Annotated in this window: 16 protein-coding genes and 1 pseudogene; 6 read left to right on the top strand and 11 right to left on the bottom strand. The window is 68.2% G+C overall.

Annotated features, from left to right (window positions below):
* The first annotated feature begins 10 nt into the window (after positions 1-10).
* On the top strand, positions 11-931 hold the full coding sequence (locus CSEG_RS19450; RefSeq protein ID WP_013080943.1) for a glutaminase: 921 nt from the start codon (positions 11-13) through the stop codon (positions 929-931).
* 52 nt (positions 932-983) lie between these two features.
* Complete coding sequence (locus CSEG_RS19445) at positions 984-1,562, top strand: NAD(P)H-dependent oxidoreductase (protein WP_013080942.1); 579 nt, start codon at positions 984-986, stop codon at positions 1,560-1,562.
* Here CSEG_RS19445 and truA read toward each other — a convergent pair.
* A complete protein-coding gene (gene truA / locus CSEG_RS19440) occupies positions 1,559-2,302 on the bottom strand; it encodes a tRNA pseudouridine(38-40) synthase TruA (RefSeq protein WP_013080941.1) in 744 nt (247 codons plus the stop codon). The two genes, CSEG_RS19445 and truA, sit on opposite strands and share 4 nt — an antisense overlap.
* A complete protein-coding gene (fmt, locus tag CSEG_RS19435; RefSeq protein ID WP_013080940.1) occupies positions 2,302-3,228 on the bottom strand; it encodes a methionyl-tRNA formyltransferase in 927 nt (308 codons plus the stop codon). The genes truA and fmt overlap by 1 nt, the downstream gene beginning before the upstream one ends.
* 97 nt (positions 3,229-3,325) lie before the next feature.
* On the opposite strand from fmt, the gene CSEG_RS19430 reads away from it, so the two are divergent.
* On the top strand, positions 3,326-3,652 hold the full coding sequence (locus tag CSEG_RS19430) for a hypothetical protein (protein WP_013080939.1): 327 nt from the start codon (positions 3,326-3,328) through the stop codon (positions 3,650-3,652).
* Between the two features lie 140 nt (positions 3,653-3,792).
* Here the strand turns inward: CSEG_RS19430 and dapD are convergent, their stop codons facing one another.
* From dapD to CSEG_RS19385, 9 genes and pseudogenes are all read right to left on the bottom strand, one after another.
* Positions 3,793-4,638 carry a 2,3,4,5-tetrahydropyridine-2,6-dicarboxylate N-succinyltransferase gene (gene dapD / locus CSEG_RS19425; protein ID WP_013080938.1) on the bottom strand — a complete coding sequence of 282 codons (846 nt, stop codon included), beginning with the start codon at positions 4,636-4,638 and terminating at the stop codon, positions 3,793-3,795.
* Positions 4,635-5,300 carry a pyrimidine 5'-nucleotidase gene (locus CSEG_RS19420; protein ID WP_013080937.1) on the bottom strand — a complete coding sequence of 222 codons (666 nt, stop codon included), beginning with the start codon at positions 5,298-5,300 and terminating at the stop codon, positions 4,635-4,637. Before CSEG_RS19420 ends, dapD begins: the two co-directional genes overlap by 4 nt.
* Positions 5,297-6,211, bottom strand: coding sequence for an acetylglutamate kinase (gene argB, locus CSEG_RS19415; RefSeq protein WP_013080936.1), 915 nt, complete (start codon positions 6,209-6,211; stop codon positions 5,297-5,299). The genes CSEG_RS19420 and argB overlap by 4 nt, the downstream gene beginning before the upstream one ends.
* Before the next feature lie 76 nt (positions 6,212-6,287).
* Positions 6,288-6,560, bottom strand: coding sequence for a SemiSWEET family sugar transporter (locus CSEG_RS19410; RefSeq protein WP_013080935.1), 273 nt, complete (start codon positions 6,558-6,560; stop codon positions 6,288-6,290).
* Entirely contained in the window at positions 6,561-7,028 is a 468-nt protein-coding gene (locus tag CSEG_RS19405) for a response regulator (protein WP_013080934.1), read from the bottom strand.
* A 20-nt stretch (positions 7,029-7,048) separates the two neighbouring features.
* On the bottom strand, positions 7,049-8,149 hold the full coding sequence (lovK, locus tag CSEG_RS19400) for a photosensory histidine protein kinase LovK (protein WP_013080933.1): 1,101 nt from the start codon (positions 8,147-8,149) through the stop codon (positions 7,049-7,051).
* 202 nt (positions 8,150-8,351) lie between these two features.
* Positions 8,352-9,389, bottom strand: a complete 1,038-nt coding sequence (locus tag CSEG_RS19395; protein WP_013080932.1) for a sulfate ABC transporter substrate-binding protein — start codon at positions 9,387-9,389, stop codon at positions 8,352-8,354.
* A gap of 91 nt (positions 9,390-9,480) precedes the next feature.
* A complete protein-coding gene (locus CSEG_RS19390; RefSeq protein ID WP_013080931.1) occupies positions 9,481-10,944 on the bottom strand; it encodes an OprO/OprP family phosphate-selective porin in 1,464 nt (487 codons plus the stop codon).
* Between the two features lie 386 nt (positions 10,945-11,330).
* A pseudogene (locus CSEG_RS19385) lies at positions 11,331-14,590 on the bottom strand (autotransporter outer membrane beta-barrel domain-containing protein).
* 163 nt (positions 14,591-14,753) lie between these two features.
* Between CSEG_RS19385 and CSEG_RS19380 the strand changes: the two are divergent.
* From CSEG_RS19380 to pstA, 3 genes are all read left to right on the top strand, one after another.
* Positions 14,754-16,175, top strand: a complete 1,422-nt coding sequence (locus CSEG_RS19380; protein WP_013080929.1) for a sensor histidine kinase — start codon at positions 14,754-14,756, stop codon at positions 16,173-16,175.
* A gap of 152 nt (positions 16,176-16,327) precedes the next feature.
* The gene (pstC, locus tag CSEG_RS19375) at positions 16,328-17,761 is read left to right on the top strand and encodes a phosphate ABC transporter permease subunit PstC (protein ID WP_013080928.1); all 1,434 of its coding nucleotides are present in this window, start codon (positions 16,328-16,330) and stop codon (positions 17,759-17,761) included.
* A complete protein-coding gene (gene pstA, locus CSEG_RS19370; RefSeq protein ID WP_013080927.1) occupies positions 17,754-19,049 on the top strand; it encodes a phosphate ABC transporter permease PstA in 1,296 nt (431 codons plus the stop codon). Before pstC ends, pstA begins: the two co-directional genes overlap by 8 nt.
* Positions 19,050-19,051: the final 2 nt, after the last annotated feature.

Below are 19,051 nucleotides of genomic sequence, written 5' to 3'. Positions count from 1 at the left end.
GGGGACGAGGATGAAGGCGCTCTCGATCCCCGATGTGCTGGCCGAAGTGGCCGTGCTGGTGAAGCCGCACTTCGGCAAGGGCAAGCCCGCCGACTACATCCCGCAGCTGGCCAGCGTGCCGGGGACCAAGTTCGGCATGGCCGTGCGCACGGTCGACGGCGGCGAGCACGTGATCGGCGACGCCGACGAGGCCTTTTCACTGCAGAGCATCACCAAGGTCCTGGCCCTGGGCCTGGCCTTGAACCGGATCGGCGACGAGATCTGGACCCGCGTCGGCAAGGAGCCCTCGGGCACGCCGTTCAATCATCTGTCGCTGCTGGAAGCCGAGCGGGGCGTGCCGCGCAACCCGTTCATCAACGCCGGCGCCCTGGCGGTGACGGACGTGCTGATGAACGTCACCCGCGACCCGGCCGCCCTGGTGCGCGACTTCGGCGGCTTTCTCTGTGGCGAGCGGCTGGAGATCGATCCCGCCGTGGCGGCCTCCGAGCTGGCCCACGCCTGGCAGAACCGCGCCATCGCCAGCCTGATGCGCGGCCAGGGCACGATCGAGCACGAGCCCGAGGCGGTGGTCGCCGCCTACAGCCGCCAGTGCGCCATCACCATGAGCTGCCGCCAGCTGGCGCGGGCGTTCCTGCCGCTGGCGGCGGGCGGTTTCTCGCCGGTGGCCGAGGAGACGATCTTCCCCGACCGCCTGACCCGACGCTTGAACGCCCTGCTGCTGACCTGCGGCATCTATGACAGCGTCGGCAACTTCGCCTATCGCGTCGGCCTGCCGGCGAAAAGCGGCGTCGGCGGCGGCGTCGTCGCCGTGGTCCCCGGCAAGGCGACGGTGGCCGTCTGGTCGCCCGAGCTCGATCGCTTCGGCACCAGCGTGGTCGGCACGGCGGCGCTGGAGGCCTTCAGTCAGATCACGAACTGCTCGGTGCTGTAGGTCTTTTGACGCGGCTCAAGGCGGCGCGTCGGCGGCGGATCAAGCTAGCGCCATGGCCAAGCGCATCTTCATCCTGAACGGTCATCCCGATTCCGGCGCGGACCGTTTCTGCGCGGCCTTGTGCGAGACCTATGCCGCCGCCGCGACAGCCGTCGGTCACGAGGTGCGGCGTCTGGATCTGGGTGCAGTCGAGGCGTCGGTCCTGACCTCCGCCGCCGCCTTCGCCGAGCCGCCGCCCGACGCGATTCAGGAGGTCCAGGCCGCGATGATCCGGGCCGAGCACCTTGTGATCGTCTTCCCGCTGTGGCTGGGCGGAGTTCCCGCGCGGCTGAAGGCGCTGCTGGAGCAGGTTTATCGCGGCGGCTTCGGCTTCGAGATTGGTCCGAAGGGTTGGAACGGCAAGCTGAAGGGCCGCAGCGCCCGGCTGGTCGTGACCATGGGCATGCCGGGACCGTTCTTCCGCGTGGTGTTCGGCGGCCATGGCGTCAAGGCGCTGGCCAAGGGCGTCCTGTGGCTCAGCGGCTATCGCCCGATCCGCACCAGCATCGTCGGCGGCGTCGAGATGATCGGACCCAAGGGGCGGGCGGACTGGCTGGCCCGGATGCGGACGCTGGGCGCTAAAGCCCTCTAGTCGCCGTACCCCACGCCCACCAGATAAAGCCCATCCGCCGGCGCTACCGGGCCGCATTCCCGCCGGTCCTTGGCCTCCAGCGCGGCCTTCACATCGTCGGGCGTCCAGCGGCCCGCGCCGACTTCGACGAGGGTGCCGGTCATCGAGCGGACCTGGCGGTGCAGGAACGAGCGCGCCTCGAAATCGAGGTGGATCTCCTCGCCGACCCGGCGCACGCGGGCGACGTCCAGGGTCTTCACCGGGCTCTTGGACTGGCAGTGCATGTCGCGGAACGTCGTGAAGTCGTGCAGGCCGACCAGGTGCTGGGCCGCCGCGTGCATGGCCTCGGCGTCGAGGTCCTTCTTCATGTGCCAGACCCGCCCCTTGTCGAGGGCCGGTGGGGCGCGGCGGTTGAGGATCCGGTAGAGATAGCGCCGCTCGTTGGCCGAGAACCTTGCGTGCCAGTCTCCCTCCGCCACCTCGGCCGAGAGGATCGAGACCGCCTCGTGGGTCAGGTGGGCGTTGAGGGCGTTGAACACGGTCTGGGCGGGCCAGTCCTTTTCGAGGTCGACATGGACCACTTGGCCGGTCGCGTGGACGCCGGTGTCGGTGCGGCCGGCGGCGGCGATGCGCACGTCCTGCCCGCAGAAGGCCTTCACCGCCGCCTCGATCGCGCCCTGCACGCTGGGCAGGGTCGCCTGGGCCTGGAACCCGGCATAGGGGCGGCCGTCATACTCGACGAGGAGGCGGTAGCGGGGCATCAGGCCAGGACCGTTCCCGCCGGGATCGGAAAGCCGCGCGTGAAGGTCTCGGCGTCCTGGACGCCCTTGCCCTCGCGCTGGGCCTTCAGCAGGCGGATCGAAGCTTCCCCGCAGGCGATCAGCAGGGCGTCGTCCAAGGCCGTTCCCGCCACGCCGGAAGCCGCCTCGACGCGCGACAGTAGCGCCTTCACGCGGACAGGGCCTTTCTCCGACGGCGCCTCGAACCAGGCGCCGGGGAAGGGCGAGAGGCCGCGGATGTGACGGTCGACCTCGGCGGCCGGGCGGGTCCAGTCGATGCGGGCTTCGGCCGACTTGATCTTCTTGGCGTAGGTGACGCCGTCTTCGCTCTGCGGCGTCTCGCGGACCACCTCGCGCTCGATGGCGGCCAGGGCCACGGGCAGCAGGCGCGCGCCGACCGTGGCCAGCTTGTCGTGCAGCGTCGCGGCGGTGTCGTCGGCGGCGATGGCGACCTGCTCGGACATCAGGATCGGGCCTTCATCGAGGCCCTCGCTCATCCGCATGACCTGGACGCCGGTGACCGGATCGCCGGCCATGATCGCCCGCTGGATCGGCGCGGCGCCCCGCCAGCGCGGCAGCAGGCTGGCGTGCAGGTTGAAGCAGCCGTGGCGCGGGGCTTCCAGCACGTCCTTCACCAGGATCTGGCCGAAGGCGACGACGACGGCGGCGTCGAGGTCCAGGGCCTTGAAGGCCTCGATCTCTTCCGGGGTCTTCATCGAGACCGGCGTGCGGACCGGCAGTCCCAGGCCTTCGGCGAAGGCGTGGACCGGCGATGGCTTCAGCTCCTGGCCGCGCCCGCGCGGCGCGGGGGGCTGGGAGTAGACGGCGACGATCTCGTGGCCGGAAGCGACGAGTTCGGCCAGGCAGGTGACGGCGAAATCGGGTGTGCCGAGAAAGGCGATGCGCATGGCGGGGGTTTAGACGTCTCTGGCCGTCGCGAAAAGCCGGAGTCGGAACCTGGACCTTGGCGCTCCGTTATCCAGCCGACCAAGAAGGAGCACGACCATGCGTTCCAAGCTGATGCTGATCGCCGCCGGGGCCGCCGCCCTCTCGCTCGCCGCCTGCTCGCAGGAGCACGCCACCGAGGTGAAGGAGGGCGCCAAGGCCGCCGCCTCTGACGTCAAGGACGCGGCTCACAACATCGCCAACGACCCGGACGTCAAGGAAGCCGGCACGGCGATCAAGGAAAGCGCCAAGGAAACCGGCGCGGAACTGAAGGAAGCCGCCGGCGAGGCGGGCCAGGAGCTCAAGGAAGCCGGCAGGGACCTGAAGCAGGACGCCAAGGAAGGCGCGGCCGAGAGCAAGAAACAGCTGAACGAGGCGACGAAGTAGGGCCTCAAGTTCCTCCCCCGCGACGCGGGGGAGGTGTCGGCGAAGCCGACGGAGGGGGCGAGTTGGAGGTCGGCCGAGTTGGCCCCCTCCGGCCCTCTGGGCCACCTCCCCCGTTGCACGGGGGAGGAACCACGCCGTAATCAATCCCGCAGCAGGTCGTTGATCGACGTCTTCGACCGCGTCTGCGCGTCGACCGTCTTCACGATCACCGCGCAGTAGAGGCTGGGGCCGCCGTTCGGGTCTGGCAGGCTGCCGGGGACCACGACGCTGTAGGGCGGGACCTTGCCGATGTGGACCTGGCCGGTCTTGCGGTCGACGATCTTGGTCGAGGCGCTGATGAACACGCCCATCGACAGTACGCTGCCTTCGCCGACGACCACGCCCTCGACGACTTCAGAGCGGGCGCCGATGAAGCAATTGTCCTCGATGATGGTCGGGTTGGCCTGCAGCGGCTCCAGCACGCCGCCGATGCCGACGCCGCCCGACAGGTGGACGTTCTTGCCGATCTGGGCGCACGAGCCGACCGTGACCCAGGTGTCGACCATCGTGCCTTCATCGACGTAGCCGCCGATGTTCACGAACGAGGGCATCAGGATTACGTTCTTGCCGATGTGGGCGCCGCGACGGACGATGGCGCCCGGAACGGCGCGGAAGCCGCCGGCCTCGAACTGCGGGGCGTCCCAGCCGTCGAACTTGTTCGGCACCTTGTCCCACCAGGGGCCCACGGCGCCGCCCAGCGTGCCGGCGCGCATGACGGTGTTGGGGTTCAGGCGGAACGACAGCAGCACGGCCTTCTTCAGCCACTGGTGCGTCACCCATTCGCCGTCGATCTTCTCCGACACGCGCGCCTTGCCGCTGTCGAGCAGCAGCAGGGCTTCCTCGACGGCTGTGCGGACCGGACCGGTGGTGGCGGCCGAGACGTCGGCGCGGGCTTCCCAGGCGGCTTCGATCTCGGTTTGCAGATCAGACAGGCTGACGGCGGTCATGCGGGATTTCCTTGCAGGCGGGCCGAGCTCAGGAACTCGGCGAGGTCGGGAGTGCGGAAATGGACGTGTTCCGAGGTCGAGGCCGCGGCGTGCGGGCCGACCAGCACGGTGGTCATGCCCAGGCGCGCGGCCGGCACGAGGTTCTTCTCGCTGTCCTCGAAAAAGGCGGTCATCGGCGGATCGATGGCGTGCAGCTTGGTGATCTTGTCGAAGGTCGCCAGGGCCGGCTTGGGCACATAGTCCGCCGTCTCGATCGCGAAGACCTCCGAGAAGAGGTCGCGCAGCTCAAGATGCGCCAGCACCCGCTCGGCGTGGCCCAGCGAGCCGTTGGTGAAGATCAGGCGGCGACCCGGCAGGCGGGCGATCGCCGCGCGTAGGGCCGGATCGGGCGTCAGCCGATCCATCTCGACGTCGTGCACCTCGTCCAGGAAGCGCTTGGGCTCGAGGCCATGGTTGATCATCAGCCCGGCCAGGGTGGTGCCGTGCTCGGTGAAGTAGCTGTGCTGCAGCGCCCGCGCCTCGTCGCGGGGCAGACCGGTCTCGCGCTGGACGAAGTCGGTCATCTTGGCCTCGATCAGCCCCATGAATTCGCTTTCCAGCGGATACAGGGTGTTGTCGAGGTCGAAGAGCCAGGTGTCGACGTGGGTTAGGTCGGCGCTCATTTCGAGATGAGCGTGCCCGCGCCGTGTTCGCTGAAGAGCTCGACCAGCATGGCGTGGGGGCGGCGGCCATCGAGGATGACCACGGCCTCGACGCCCGATTCCACGGCGTGGATGGCGTTCTCCAGTTTCGGGATCATGCCGCCGGTGGCGACGCCCGACGTGATCAGGTCGCGCGCCTCGTCCAGCGTCATCTGGCGGATCAGCTCGCCATTGGCGTCGAGCACGCCCTTGATGTCGGTCAGCATCAGCATCCGCTTGGCCTTGAGAGCCCCCGCGAGCGCGCCGGCCACGGTGTCGGCGTTGATGTTGAAGGTCTCGCCGGCTTCGGAGACGCCGATAGGCGCGATCACCGGGATGTAGTCGGTTTCGGAGGTCAGCAGGGCCTGGATGATGTGCGGGTCGATCTTGGTCGGCTCGCCCACGAAGCCGAGGTCCACGACCTGCTCGATATTGCTGTCCGGGTCCTTCTTGGTCCGGGTCACCTTCTCGGCGGTGATCAGGCGCGCATCCTTGCCCGACAGGCCCACGCCGCGCACGTCGGCCTCGGCGCCGGCCTGGGTGATCCAGTTGGCGATTTCCTTGTTGATCGCGCCGGACAGGACCATTTCGGCCACTTCCATCGTCGCCGCGTCGGTCACGCGCAGGCCGTCGACGAAGGTCGACTTCACGCCGGCCTTGTCGAGCATGCGGCTAATCTGCGGGCCGCCGCCGTGGACGACCACCGGATGCACGCCCAGAAGCTTCAGCAGCACGGCGTCGGCGGCGAAGACCTTGGCGACCTCTTCCTGGCCCATGGCGTGGCCGCCGTATTTGATCACGACCGTCTCGCGGTCGTAGATCTGGATGTAGGGCAGGGCCTCGGCCAGGGTCTTGGCGGTGGCCCAGCCGGCTTCCTCGGCGACGTCGGTCAAGGCGGCGATCCTCGAAGGGAAATTAGGCGCGCCTCGATAGCGGACCCCGCCCCCCCTGTCACCAAAAACGCTGAGTTTAACCGCGCCGCTCGAAGCGCCACTTCATGGCCAGCACCGCGCCGGACATCAGCAGGCAGGCGATGTTGGACGCGATCACCGGCCAGGCGTTGATCATGATCCCGTAGGCGATCCAGCAGGAGAAGCCGGCGACCGTGACGACATAGGTCCGAAGCGAGACGGCCGAAGCGTCCTTTTCCCGCCAGATCTTCAGGATTTGCGGCGCGAAGCTGGTGATCGACAGCAGGGCCGCGATCGTGCCGACGGTCGCGGCGACCGGCGAGACGGCCATCTAGGCCGACTGGGCCAGAGTCTGGTCCAGACCCCAGAGCGTCACGTAGGCGGGCGCCAGGGTCAGGCCCACCGGAGCTGGGCCCGGGGCATGACCTTCTCGCAGACAATGGTTCAGATAGGACAGAGCCGTCTTCACGCCGTGTTCGGAATAGGGTTTGCCGATCACGCCGCAAGCCCCGGCGAAGTCCTCGGGCAGCCGCTTGACGTTGGCGGTCATGAACAGGGCGACGCCGCCGCAGTCCTGGGAGATCTTCCGAGCGACGTCGACGCCGGTGGGACCATCGCTGAGATGGACGTCCACCAGCGCCAGATCAGGATGCAGCTGTTGGGCCAGGGTGACGGCCTCTTCCGAGCTCATGGCGCAGCCCAGCGGATGACACCCGACCTCTTCGATCAGGTGCTCCAGCTCGATGGCCAAGAGCATTTCATCCTCGACGATCAACACCTCGAGCGCACGGCCGCTCATTTTCAAAGTCCTGTCTTCCATCAGTGCGCACCGTTCACCGGAACCAGAATGACCACCTGGGTTCCCGGTTGAGCATCGGTCGTTTCGCACTTCGCCTTCAACTGCTGGCACAGCAACTGAACAATCGTCAGGCCAAATCCCGTGGCCTGCTTGTCGCTACCAACGCCGTTGTCGGCGATTTCGATCCGGAAGTCGCCGTTGAGGCGGCTGACGCCGACAAAGATCCGGCCGCCACGACCCTCGGGGAAGCCGTGCCGCAGCGCGTTGGTCAGCAGCTCGTTGACCACCAGCGCGAAAGGCGCGGCCTTGGCGGCGGGGATGTCGACCCGCTCGAGGTCCAGCTGAATCTCGATGTCGTCCCGGGCGGCCGAGCCCATCAGGTCGGCGACCATGTCGCGGATGAAGGCCGACACGTCGAAACGCTCGACGTCCTCGCTCTGGAACAGCCGCCGATGCACGGTGGCGATGGCGTTCACGCGCCCCAGCATCCCTTTCAGAGAGGCCTTCAGGTCCGGGTCGGGCACGCGACGTGTCTGCAGCAGCAACAGACTGGAGATGAGCTGCAGGTTGTTCTTCACCCGGTGGTCGACCTCGTGGAGCAGGGCGGTCTTCTGCTCCAGGGCGTCGGTCAGCTCGCGCGTCCGGGCCTCGACGACCTGCTCGAGGTCGTCACGACGTTCGCGGACGCGGGCCTCCGCGGTCTTCTTGTCGGTGACGTCGAGTTGCGACCCGAAGAAATAGACAATCTCGCCGACCGTATTGCGCACCGGCGAGACGTAGAGGGCGTTCCAGAAGGTGGAGCCGTCCTTGCGATAGTTGAGGAGCTCGACATTGACGTCTTCGCCGGCGGCGATCGCCGCGCTCAACTTCTGTACGGCCTCGCGACTGGTCTCGGGGCCTTGCAGCATGCGGCAATTGCGGCCGATGACCTCGTCGCGCGTGTAGCCGGTCAGTTTCAGAAAAGCGTCGTTGGCGAAGATGATCGGATTGTCGGCCTGGGCGGCGTCGGTGACGATCATCGCCATCCGTGTCGCGCGGATCGCCGCCGCGAAAGGATCGTCGATGCCATGCCCGGCGGCCAGGCGGTCGCCGGCGCGTCGCGATTCCGAGTAGTCGTCCATGCCTGCAATTAGCTCCACCGCCCCGTGGACGCTCAACGTACTCGATCGTGTCGGGTTCCAAACATAGGTCAATCCCAAAAAGAAACGGCGGGAGTCGCGATGACTCCCGCCGTGCGCGCGAAGGGGGAGGAAGGCTGTCCTCCGTCGCGCTCGCTGGAAGCCCGCCCGCGCTTCCCGGTGCGGGCGGACCTCGAAGCCGCCCCTACTTGGGCTGGTAGATCTTGTCGAAGACGCCGCCGTCGGCGAAGTGGGTGGCCTGGGCCTTCTTCCAGCCGCCAAAGGTGTCGTCGATCGTGACCAGCGGGATCTGCTTGAACTTGTTGGCGTATTTGGCCGCTACGGCCGCGTTGCGCGGGCGATAGTGGTTCTTGCCGATCAGATCCTGGGCCAGCGGGCTGTAGAGGAAGTTGAGATACCCCTCGGCCACCGTGCGGGTCTTGTGGCGGTCGACGTTCTTGTCGACCAGGGCCACCGGCGGCTCGGCCAGGATCGAGATCGACGGATAGACGATGTCGAACTTGCCCGGCAGCTCCTCCTGGGCCAGGAACGCCTCGTTCTCCCAGGCCAGCAGGACGTCGCCGATCCCGCGTTGGGTGAAGGTGGTCGTCGCGCCCCGCGCGCCGGTGTCCAGCACCGGCACGTGGTCGAACAGGTTGCGCAGATAGGTCTCGGCCTTGGCGGCGTTGCCGCCCGGCTGTTTCAGCGCCCAGGCCCAGGCCGCCAGATAGTTCCAGCGGGCCCCGCCCGAGGTCTTCGGGTTCGGCGTGATGACGTCGACGCCCGGCTTGATCAGGTCCGGCCAGTCCTTGATCTTCCAGGGATTGCCCTTGCGGACCAGGAACACGATCGTCGAGGTGTAGGGCGTCGAGTTCTGCGGCAGGCGCGACTGCCAGTTGGCGGGCAGCAGCTTGGCCCTCGCGGCGATCTCGTCGATGTCATACGCGAGCGCAAGCGTGACCACGTCGGCCTGCAGGCCATCGATCACGGAGCGGGCCTGCTTGCCCGAGCCGCCGTGGCTCTGGTTGATCGTCAGGGTCTGGCCGACCTTTTCCTTCCAGTACTTGGCGTAGGCGGCGTTGACGTCCTTGTAGAGCTCGCGGGTCGGGTCGTAGCTGACGTTCAGCAGGGTGACCGGCTTGGCCTGGGCGTGGGCTAGGCCGCCCGCCATCAAGGTCGCGGCCCCGGCGCCGGCGCCGGCCATCAAGCCGCGTCGAGAGGGAGCTTTGAGGGTGTCGCTCATGGGCGCGATCCTTTCTGGATTTAAGGGAGAAGAGGTTGAGGGGACCGCCCGCCCCGCGATCTTCGCTTTGCGACGCGGGCGGTCCTTTGGACTAGAACGCGAACTGGCTGCGGAAGTTGATCGCCTGATAGCTTTGGCTGAGCGGCAGGAGGCCGCCGGCCGGATCCTTGCGGTCGATGTCGACATCCAGATAGTCGAGCGAGAACTTGGTCACCGAATTGGGGAACCAGTTCAGGCCGGCTGTCCAGATGGTCTGCTCGCCGCCCCGCACGCGATCGGCGGCCAGGGTGGCGTTTTCGTGGTGGTTGAGGTCGAGGACCGAGTAGCGCGCGGCCAGCTCCCAGGCGCCCCACTTGCCCTTCTTCGGATCGAAGGGGTTGGTGATCGCCGGGGCGTCGAACGCGAAGTTGGCGGCGTTGTACTTGCGGGCCTCGCCGGTCAGCACCCAGCCTCCTTCCACGTACCAGCCCGTGAACTTGGGATCGCTGACCCCAGCGGCCGGATTGCGGCGATCGATCTTGTAGTCGAAGTACTCGCCCTGGATCAGGAAATTGGCCTTCTGGGCCGCCAGTTCCAGGCCGTAGTGGCGCGCGCCCTTGGCGTCGATCGCGCCCGTGCCGATCAGCTGCTGGCCGTCGACGCGAAGCTCCGGGCGATCCTGGATGGTGATCGGATAGGCGCCGCTGAGGGCCGCGGTCTGGGCGGGCGTGGCCACGACGCTTGCGTTCGCGCCGACATGGATCAGCCAGTCCTGGCCTTTGAACGGCGTGCCCGCCAGGCGCGCAAGATAGCCGAGCTGCTCGTCGAAGGTCTGGCCGTCGCCGGCCTTGGCCCCGGTCACGGCGCCGGACAGGATCCAGCGCTCGCCCACGGTCTGGGCCTGCAGGGCGATCCGGCGATCGGCGCCGGCCAGGCCCCGGGCGGCTTCCGCGGGGGAGGGGCGCTCGGGGAATAGCGAGCCGTTCGTCGAGGCGGCGTCCTCGAGGCCAAGGTTCGGGGCGAAAGCGCCGACGCGAACCTTGAACGGGGCGTAATTGTACTGGAGGTACAGCTCCTGCAGCACGCCCGAGCCGTCGGTGCCGGCGCCGCCGAAGTCCAGCAGGATCGAATAGTCGAACACCTTGGCGAACTTGCCGTCGACGCCGAGGCGGGCGCGGCGGAAGTTGGTCCCGTTGTTCAGGTCGCGGCCGTTGCCGATCACCGCCGGCAGGCCCTTGTCCTGGAAGTAGTGGGCGGTGTCGAGCTGCATCACGCCGTGCAGGGTGGCGCTGTAGGCGCCGTCGCCCGAGGCGATGGTCGGCTTGCCGCCGGCGATGCTGACGGTCGTGGCGCTCTGGGTGGCGCGGACATCCTTGAAGCTGGCGGTGGTCGAGGCCTTCAGGTCGGCGACCTGCTGCTGCAGCGCGGCCAGTTGAGCCTCGAGCGCGGCGATGCGCGCGGCGGCCTCCTCGGGCGTCGGCGCCGCCGTCTGGGCGGAAGCCGCGCCGGCGGTGGCCAGCAGGGAGACGCCGGCGATCAGCGCGGCGCGGAAGACGATCTTGGTTGGCTTGATCATGTTTAGTCCCCTCTCGACGCCGCTGAGCGGGTCGGCCTGCCGAGCTAGGGAAAACGATTATTCCTAGCTCTGAAATAGAGATTTGGGACCGCCAGCCGTGAGTTTTTCTGAAGGCGCGGCTGAGCGATGCGGAGAATCCAGTGAATCCTCACGGGAATTCATACGCTTACCGACTAATTATCCGTTTACGGATCAATACCGCCGAGAGCCGCGGAGCGGTGGCGGCGAGCGCGACATTCGCGCGGCGGTTTATCAGGCGCGCAAAAGGCGCGGCCGCAAAGACCCCTGCGGCGTCGCACCGCAGGCGCAGTTTTGTCGTGGAGAGCGGCGCTCAAAAGGGGAATGGGGCTCCCGCCGCGACGAGAGCCTGCGACCCCAAACGCGCTTTAGAACATCGCACGTCCGGCCAGGCGCAGGTTGTAGCGCTTCTGCTTCTTGGTCGCTTCGACGCCGCCTTCGAGGGCCAGATAGGACATCGGCGTGCCGGCGCGCAGCGCGAAACCGCGGCGGTCACCGCCCCGTCCTTGTCGTTCAAAGCCGCCAGAGTGAACGGATTGCCGCCCTGGAAGCTGGCGACGGTGTCGCCGACCGAACCGGCCAGGGTTTGACGGTAGCCGACGCGGACTTCCGGTCGCCACCACACGGCCTTGCCGAAGTCGGCGCCCAGGACCAGGCCCAGCTCGCCGCTGAGGTTGCTGGAGGTGCGCTTGTCGACGTTCAGGTCGAAACCCTTGCCGCCGCCGCTTTCGGCGCGCTTGCCCTCGCGCAGCCAGACATAGTCGAGGCGGCCTTCGGGACGGGCGAAGAAGCGGCCCGCCTTGGCCTCGTAGGCGACGCCCGCATAGGCGTTGGAGGTCAGGCCCTTCCAGTCGGCGGTGTTCTTCAGGACGAGGTCAGCCACGCCGTCGGCGTTGGTGTCCGGCGCGATGAAGCGACGGTCGCCGTTGAAGAAGCCGTAGCCCACGCCGCCGCCGGCGTTGAAGCGCCAGCCGCCGACCGAACGGCGCCAGTAAGCTCCTGTCTGGACGAACGAGGCGGTGGTGTGCTCGCCCACCTTGGCGACCGTGTCGTGCTCTTCAAGGCTGGCGTAGGCCAGCGTCACGCCCAGCGCCCCGCCCGCGTCGCCCATGGCCTCGTAGCCGGCGACGAAGCCGAAGGCCTGGGTGTCCGAGCCCAGGGTCTCGCCGGTGTCGCGACGGGTCAGCGAGGTGATCTCCTGGACCCACAGGCTGTCGGGGCCATAGCGGTCGCCCGGATCGGGGCGGAACATGGTCGCGGCCGAGATCTGCTGGTTCACGGACTGCAGGGCCGAGAACAGGCCCTCGCCCTGATCGGGCAGCATCTGGTCGTAGAGGTCGCGGAAGCCGTCGCGCGTGCCCTGGTTCAGGAACGCGCTGGCCAGGGCCGAGTCCGTGCCGAGCGCCGAGAACACGGCGTCATAGGCCGAGGTCTCGGCCTTGTTGAAGCCGATCTCCGACGCGCTGCGGCGGCGGACGTCGATATAGACGTTGTTGGCGTCGGCGCGGCTGGTGGCCACGTAAAGGTAGGGCGACTGCGCCAGCAGGCCGTTGCCGAACGTGCCGGAGGTGATGTTCGAGCCTTGGATCACCGTGAAAGTGGTGGGCTGCTTGACCAGATTGGCCAGGCGGATGCCCAGTTCGGCCCCGGACGCGATCGTGGTGGAGCCGGAGACGACCAGCTTGGTGGCGGTTCCGGCCGCCGGATCGGCCGAGAACAGCACCTTGCCGCTGGAGCCGATGTTCAGGCTGCTGACGTTGATCGTCTCGCTGTTCAGGATTCCCAGGCTGCCGTTGGCCACCGAGATGTCGAGCCGGCCGTCGCTGTCGGTCAGGTTGCCCAGGGCCACGGCGCCGTTGGTGATCGACAGGCGGTCTTGGCCCGCGCCGAACGACATGGCGCCCACCAGGGTGCCGCTCGCCAGGTTCAGGGTGTCGTTTCCGCCGCCGAACAGCACGTCGCCGACGGTGGTCGGCGTCCCGGTGACCGTGGTGCTGTCGGTGCTGGTGACGGTGTCGGTGCTCGGGAACGTGCTGGTCGAGGTGAAGCTGGTCGGCCCCGTCTGGGTGTAGGTCACGCCCGAATTGTTGGCTCGCAGGTCGAGCGCGATCGCCTTGCCGGCGGCCGTCACCGTGGCCGTCGTACCGTCCGACTTGAACTGCGGCGCGCCGACGGCGGCGCGGATCGCGCCGGTATTGGTGATCGTCTTGAGGGTTCCGGCCTGATCGAGCACGGCGATGGCGTCGCCGGTTTCGCCGGTGCGCGAGGCGCCGATCGTGCCGCTGTTGTTCAGGGTGGAGGCGGTGGAGCCGGCCCCGAACACCACGGCGCGGGCCGAGGCGGTCACGCCCGAGGCGGCGAAGGACGAGGCGGTGACGCCGATCGAGCCGCGGTTCAGCACCTGGTCGACGATCGCGCCACTGTTGAGGATCACGCCCGTCGAGTCGGCCTCGTAGCTGCCGGCCGTGATCTGCCCATCATTGCGCAGGCCGCCGGCGAGCGTGGTCGTGCGGCCGCCGCCCGCGCCGACCGAGAGCGCCGTGGCCGTGACGCCGTTATAGACCCCAGCGGCGCTGATCGTACCCTTGGCGATCAGGCCGAAGGCGTTGTCGCCGGTCCCAACCGCGCCCAGGGTCACGTTCTGGCTGGTCGAGCCGATCTGTAACGCGGGCGCCGAGCCGAAGACGCTGATGCTCGACGACCCGGTGTTGCTGGACGTCACCGAGGTGATCACGGTGTTGCCGTCCGTACCGACCTTGCTCGAATAGTTGGAGCCCTGCAGCAGGACGCCGCCCGTGACGTCGCCGGCGACCCGCACGGCGGGCCCGCCCTGCAGCAGGTCGTCGGCGTCAAGCTTGTTCAGGGCGTCCAGCGTGCTCGGCCGCGAGGTCGAACGGTAGCCGGTGGCGCTGGCGGAGCCTTGCAGCACCAGCGCTCCATTGATGTTGGCGCCGATATCCTGGGCCGTCGCGCCGACGCCCTGGACGCTGATCGCGCCGCCCAGCGTGACCTTGCCGGTGACCGGCGCGGCGATGCGGACGCCGCGCGCGTTGTCGCCGACGACATTGATGTTGCCGAGGCTGGTGACGTTCCCGACGACCGGGCCTTCCAGCAGGATGCCCGCCGAATTGTTGCCTTCGATGCTGATGATCCCGGCCGCATCGTTGAGGATGTCGCCGGTGAAGGTCCCGGCGTTGGTCAGGCGGATGCCGAATCGGTTCGAGCCCTGGGCGAACGGACCGTCCAGATCGCCGTCGCTGTCGCTGTCGGTGGGGGTGTAGTCCTCGAGCAGCGAGATCGTGGCCGAGTTGGTCAGGCCGCCCGTCCGGCCGCCGATGATCAGCACGCCGACGCTGTCGTTGACGCCCGTGGTGGAGAGCGTGCCGAGGTTCACGACCTTGTTGTTGCTGTCGATCGTGACGATCGCGCCGGCGGCGGTCGGCTTGATCGAGCCATCCGCGGTGATCCGGATATCGTCCGCCGCCGTGCCCGTCGCCGTGCTTGTCGCGATCGGCGTCGTACGCGCGTTGGAGACCGAGGTTTCCGCCGACGCGGCGAAAGCCATGGCCAGAAGAGGAGCGGCCGCGACCGTCGCGACCAGGACCTTGCGCTGCATTACGAACGACACCTCGATAGAAACTGGCGCACCTAATTCGGGTCACGTTGCGGCGAAAATGCGGTGAGTCTCGCTCGCGACACGTACTAAGGCGCCAACCGTCTATCGCATGGCTTGGCGGGGCGCCATATCTGCTTCGTCGAATCGCTTCACGCTCGAGACCATGAGCAACCCCATGCCGCTGGCGAACACGTCCCCCGAAGGTTCGGAGAGTCGCCGCCCTAGCGCCTTCTGGCCCGTGCTCGTGGGCCCGGGCGCCATCCTCGGCCTGATGGCCGTCGGCATGGCCCAGCCGTTTCCGGCGGCCGTCGCCGCCACGGCCGCCGCCGGCGCCGGCTATTGGCTGGCGAAGCGCGACCAGGCGCGCCAAGCGCCGGCGGCTACAGGCGCGCCGCTCGCGCCCGTCGCGGCGACGGAGGCGATCCCGCCCTTCGCGGCCATTCTCGACCGGTTGCCCGATCCGCTGATGGTGATCGCGGCCGAAGAGGCCGACGATCTGACCGGCCGACGCTTCCTGTTCGCCAACGCCGCCGCGCGCGAACTCTTCAAGATTCAGCATCCCGGCCAGCTGCTGGTCACGGCGGTTCGCAACCCGCGTGTGCTGGAAGCCGTCGACGAGGCCCTGTTCGGGGGGCTGGAGGGCGTGGCCGAGTTCGAGACCGGCGGAACCCAGGGGCGCGCCTGGCTGGCCTATGTGCGGCCGTTGAAGGACGCCCCCGGCCGTTCTCGCCTGGCTCTGCTGGCCTTGCGCGACGAGACCGACGCGCGGCGCAGCGAGCGCACGCGCGCCGACTTCCTGGCCAACGCCAGCCACGAGCTGCGCACCCCGCTGGCCTCGCTGTCAGGCTTCATCGAGACCCTGCGCGGCCACGCCAAGGACGACCCGGGCGCGCGCGACAAGTTCCTGGCCATCATGCTGGCCCAGGCCGAGCGGATGTCGCGCCTGATCGACGACCTGATGAGCCTGTCGCGGATCGAGCTGAACGAGCACATCGCGCCGCTCGGTCGCGTTGACCTAGCCATGGCCGCCGTCGACGTGATCGACGCCCTGGCGCCGCAGGCCAAGGACAAGGCCGTGACCTTTGATCCCGTGCTGCCGCCACGCGGCGGAGCGGTGGTCGATGGCGACCGCGACCAGATCATCCAGGTGATCCAGAACCTGATCGACAACGCCATCAAGTATACGCCCAAGGGCGGGACGGTGCGGGTCGAGATCTTCCCTGGCCTGTCCGCCGAGGCGGCCGCCACGCCGCGCGACTCCGCCGCCCCCCGCATGTCGTTGCTAACGCCCGACCACGATCCGGCCGAACGCTACGCCGTCCTGCGCGTCACCGACCGCGGCCCGGGCATCGCGCGCGAGCACCTGCCGCGACTGACCGAGCGCTTCTATCGGGTCGAGGGCCAGAAGAGCGGCGAGCGATCCGGCACCGGCCTTGGCCTGGCGATCGTCAAGCACATCATGAACCGCCACCGGGGCGGCCTGAGCGTGGAGAGCGTGAAGGGCGAAGGCGCGACCTTCAGCGTCTATCTCCCGATGGCCCGGGCCGGCGTCGAAGCGGTTCCGCCGGCCGGCGCGCCCGCCCCTTCGGAGGCCTGATTCCGAGGTTTCGGCGCGTTAACCGGCCACTGTCGTCAAACTGTCATCTAACTGTCGCATAAGCACAGCGCCGGCCCGTCATAGATCGGGGCCGGGGGAAGGCCGCGATCCTGCGGAACCTTCGACACTTTGGCGCAAGATTAGCTTCACGCATGCTGACCTGGCTTTCGCTCCTTATCCTGGCGCTGTTCTCGGGCGCGGCCTTCGTGGCCGGCCGCCGTCGCGCCGTGGCCACCGCGGGAGGACGCGCGCGCGTCCTCCATTCCTTGCCGGACTACTACGGGACCTATGCGGCCCTGTGGGCCGGCGTACCCGCCGCCCTCCTGCTGCTGCTGGGCGTGATGTTCGGCGGTCGCGTCGAGGACGCGATCCTGCAGTCCAGCCGTCCCGCCGCCGTGCAGGCGCTGGAGGTCGACCGCCAGGACGTCTTCTATAGCGACGCCCGCGCGATCGCCGCCGGCAAGTCGCCCAGCGAGGTGACCTACGAAGGCGAGCTGAAGACCGCGCTGGACGCCAAGGTCGCCGAGGCCAAGCGCATCGAGACCGTCCTGAAGGTCGGCGTCCTGGGCGCCTCGGCGGTGCTGGCCCTGGCCGGCTTCCTGCTGGCGTTCCCGCGCATCTCCGCAGAATTCCGCGCCCGCAACCGGGTCGAAGGCTGGATCGGCGTGGTGCTGATCGGCTGCTCGGTCGCCGCCGTGCTGACCACCCTGGGCATCGTGCTGTCGCTGGTCTGGGAAAGCTGGCGCTTCTTCCAGAGCGTCAATCCGATCTCGTTCCTGTTCGGGACCGAGTGGAGCCCGCAGATCGCCATGCGCGCCGACCAGGTCGCCTCGGCGGGCGCCTTCGGCGCGGTGCCGCTGTTCGCCGGCACCTTCCTGATCATGCTGATCGCCATGCTGGTCGCCGCGCCGATCGGCCTCTATTCGGCGATCTACCTGTCGGAATACGCCAACCGCGGCGTGCGCGGCGTGGTCAAGCCGCTGCTCGAGATCCTGGCCGGCGTCCCGACCGTGGTCTATGGCTTCTTCGCCGCCCTGACCGTCGGTCCGCTGTTCCGCGCCGGCTTCAACGCCATCGGCGCGGCCCTGCCGCCCGGTCCGATCGCCACCTACCTGATGGAAGTCCAGAACCAGATGGCCCTGGTGGCCGGGGTGGTGATGGGGATCATGCTGATCCCGTTCGTCTCCTCGCTGTCGGACGACATCATCAACGCCGTGCCGCAAAGCCTGCGCGACGGCAGCTACGCCATGGGCGCCACCAAGTCGGAGACGGTCAAGAAGGTCGTCCTGCCGGCCGCCCTGCCGGGCATCATGGCCGCCATGCTGCTGGCGATCTCCCGCGCCGTCGGCGAGACCATGATCGTGACCATGGCCGCCGGCCTGCAGGCCAAGCTGACCGTCAATCCGCTCGACACCGTGACCACCGTCACCGTCCAGATCGTCACCCTGCTCACCGGCGACCAGGAATTCGACAGCCCCAAGACCCTGTCGGCCTTCGGTCTCGGCCTCACCCTCTTCGTGGTGACGCTGTGCCTGAACATCATCGCCCTGCGCATCGTCCAGAAGTACCGGGAACAATATGACTGACGCGACCCTCGGCGCGGCCGCCCCGCGCTCGGCCTTCTCGGCCGCCGACGACCGTCTGAAGAAGCGTCACCGCGCCGAGCGCCTGTTCAAGGCCCAAGGCGTCGCCGCGATCATCATCGCCATGGTGTTCCTGGTGGTGCTGGTGGGCCGCATCGTGGCCCAGGGCTACACGACGTTCGAGACCCACACCCTGAGCGTGCCGGTCTATCTGAACCCGGACCGCATCGACACGTCCGACCTGTCGGGCGTCAACTACGACTACATCGTCGCCGAGGCGGTGATGAAGAAGCTGGGCGTGCAGGACGACGACCTGGGCACGGTCTCGACCAAGGTCCAGGACCTGGTCTCGCGCGACTTCGGCTTCCAACTGCTGAACAAGCTGAAGGCCGACCAGAGCCTGATCGGCAAGACGATCGACGTCTCCGGCCCGCTGAAGGCCGACGCCGACCTCTATTTCAAGGGCGAGTTGAAGCGCTCGACCGCCGAGGGCGACCGCAAGCTGGACAACCAGCAGCTCGATTGGCTGGACCAGCTGCAAAAGGCCGGCGCGATCAAGTCGGGCTTCAACTTCGCCTTCTTCACCAACTCCGACTCGACCGAGCCCGAACAGGCCGGCGTGCTGGGCGCGGTAGTCGGCTCGGCCATGATGCTGATCATCACCGCCCTGATCGCGGTGCCGGTGGGCGTGATGGCCGCCGTCTATCTGGAAGAGTTCGCCCCGAAGAACCGCTGGACCGACGTCATCGAGGTGAACATCAACAACCTCGCGGCCGTGCCCTCGATCGTCTACGGCCTCCTGGGCCTGGCGCTGTTCATCAACTGGCTGAACGTGCCGCGCAGCTCGCCGCTGGTTGGCGGTCTCGTGCTGGCCCTGATGGCCCTGCCGACGGTGATCATCGCCACCCGCTCGGCCCTGAAGGCCGTGCCGCCCTCGATCCGCGAGGCCGCCCTGGGCGTCGGCGCGTCGAAGACCCAGACGGTCTTCCACCACGTGCTGCCGCTGGCCATGCCCGGCGTGATGACCGGCGCGATCCTGTCGTTGGCCCACGCCCTGGGCGAGACCGCTCCGCTGCTGATGATCGGCATGGTCTCGTTCGTGCCCGGCGTGCCCGAAGGCTTCACCGGCGCCGCCACCGTCCTGCCGGTGCAGGTGTTCATCTGGGAGAATGCGTCCGAACGCGCCTTCCACGAGCGCACCGCCGCGGCCATCATCGTCCTTCTCGTCTTCATGATCATCATGAACGCCGCGGCCGTCATCCTGCGCCGCCGCTTCGAGCGCCGCTGGTAGGT

This window comes from Caulobacter segnis ATCC 21756, from assembly GCF_000092285.1.
Classification (GTDB): domain Bacteria; phylum Pseudomonadota; class Alphaproteobacteria; order Caulobacterales; family Caulobacteraceae; genus Caulobacter; species Caulobacter segnis.
This window is presented reverse-complemented; position numbering and strand designations above follow the sequence as displayed.

Coding starts and splice junctions, on each gene's coding strand:
- CSEG_RS19420 (WP_013080937.1), bottom strand. CDS start 5,300: ATGAGCGCCGACCTAACCCACGTCGACACCTGGCTCTTCGACCTCGAC.
- CSEG_RS19380 (WP_013080929.1), top strand. CDS start 14,754: ATGCCGCTGGCGAACACGTCCCCCGAAGGTTCGGAGAGTCGCCGCCCT.
- CSEG_RS19445 (WP_013080942.1), top strand. CDS start 984: ATGGCCAAGCGCATCTTCATCCTGAACGGTCATCCCGATTCCGGCGCG.
- CSEG_RS19430 (WP_013080939.1), top strand. CDS start 3,326: ATGCGTTCCAAGCTGATGCTGATCGCCGCCGGGGCCGCCGCCCTCTCG.
- lovK (WP_013080933.1), bottom strand. CDS start 8,149: ATGGACGACTACTCGGAATCGCGACGCGCCGGCGACCGCCTGGCCGCC.
- pstA (WP_013080927.1), top strand. CDS start 17,754: ATGACTGACGCGACCCTCGGCGCGGCCGCCCCGCGCTCGGCCTTCTCG.
- CSEG_RS19390 (WP_013080931.1), bottom strand. CDS start 10,944: ATGATCAAGCCAACCAAGATCGTCTTCCGCGCCGCGCTGATCGCCGGC.
- CSEG_RS19410 (WP_013080935.1), bottom strand. CDS start 6,560: ATGGCCGTCTCGCCGGTCGCCGCGACCGTCGGCACGATCGCGGCCCTG.
- fmt (WP_013080940.1), bottom strand. CDS start 3,228: ATGCGCATCGCCTTTCTCGGCACACCCGATTTCGCCGTCACCTGCCTG.
- CSEG_RS19395 (WP_013080932.1), bottom strand. CDS start 9,389: ATGAGCGACACCCTCAAAGCTCCCTCTCGACGCGGCTTGATGGCCGGC.
- pstC (WP_013080928.1), top strand. CDS start 16,328: ATGCTGACCTGGCTTTCGCTCCTTATCCTGGCGCTGTTCTCGGGCGCG.
- truA (WP_013080941.1), bottom strand. CDS start 2,302: ATGCCCCGCTACCGCCTCCTCGTCGAGTATGACGGCCGCCCCTATGCC.
- dapD (WP_013080938.1), bottom strand. CDS start 4,638: ATGACCGCCGTCAGCCTGTCTGATCTGCAAACCGAGATCGAAGCCGCC.
- CSEG_RS19450 (WP_013080943.1), top strand. CDS start 11: ATGAAGGCGCTCTCGATCCCCGATGTGCTGGCCGAAGTGGCCGTGCTG.
- CSEG_RS19405 (WP_013080934.1), bottom strand. CDS start 7,028: ATGAGCGGCCGTGCGCTCGAGGTGTTGATCGTCGAGGATGAAATGCTC.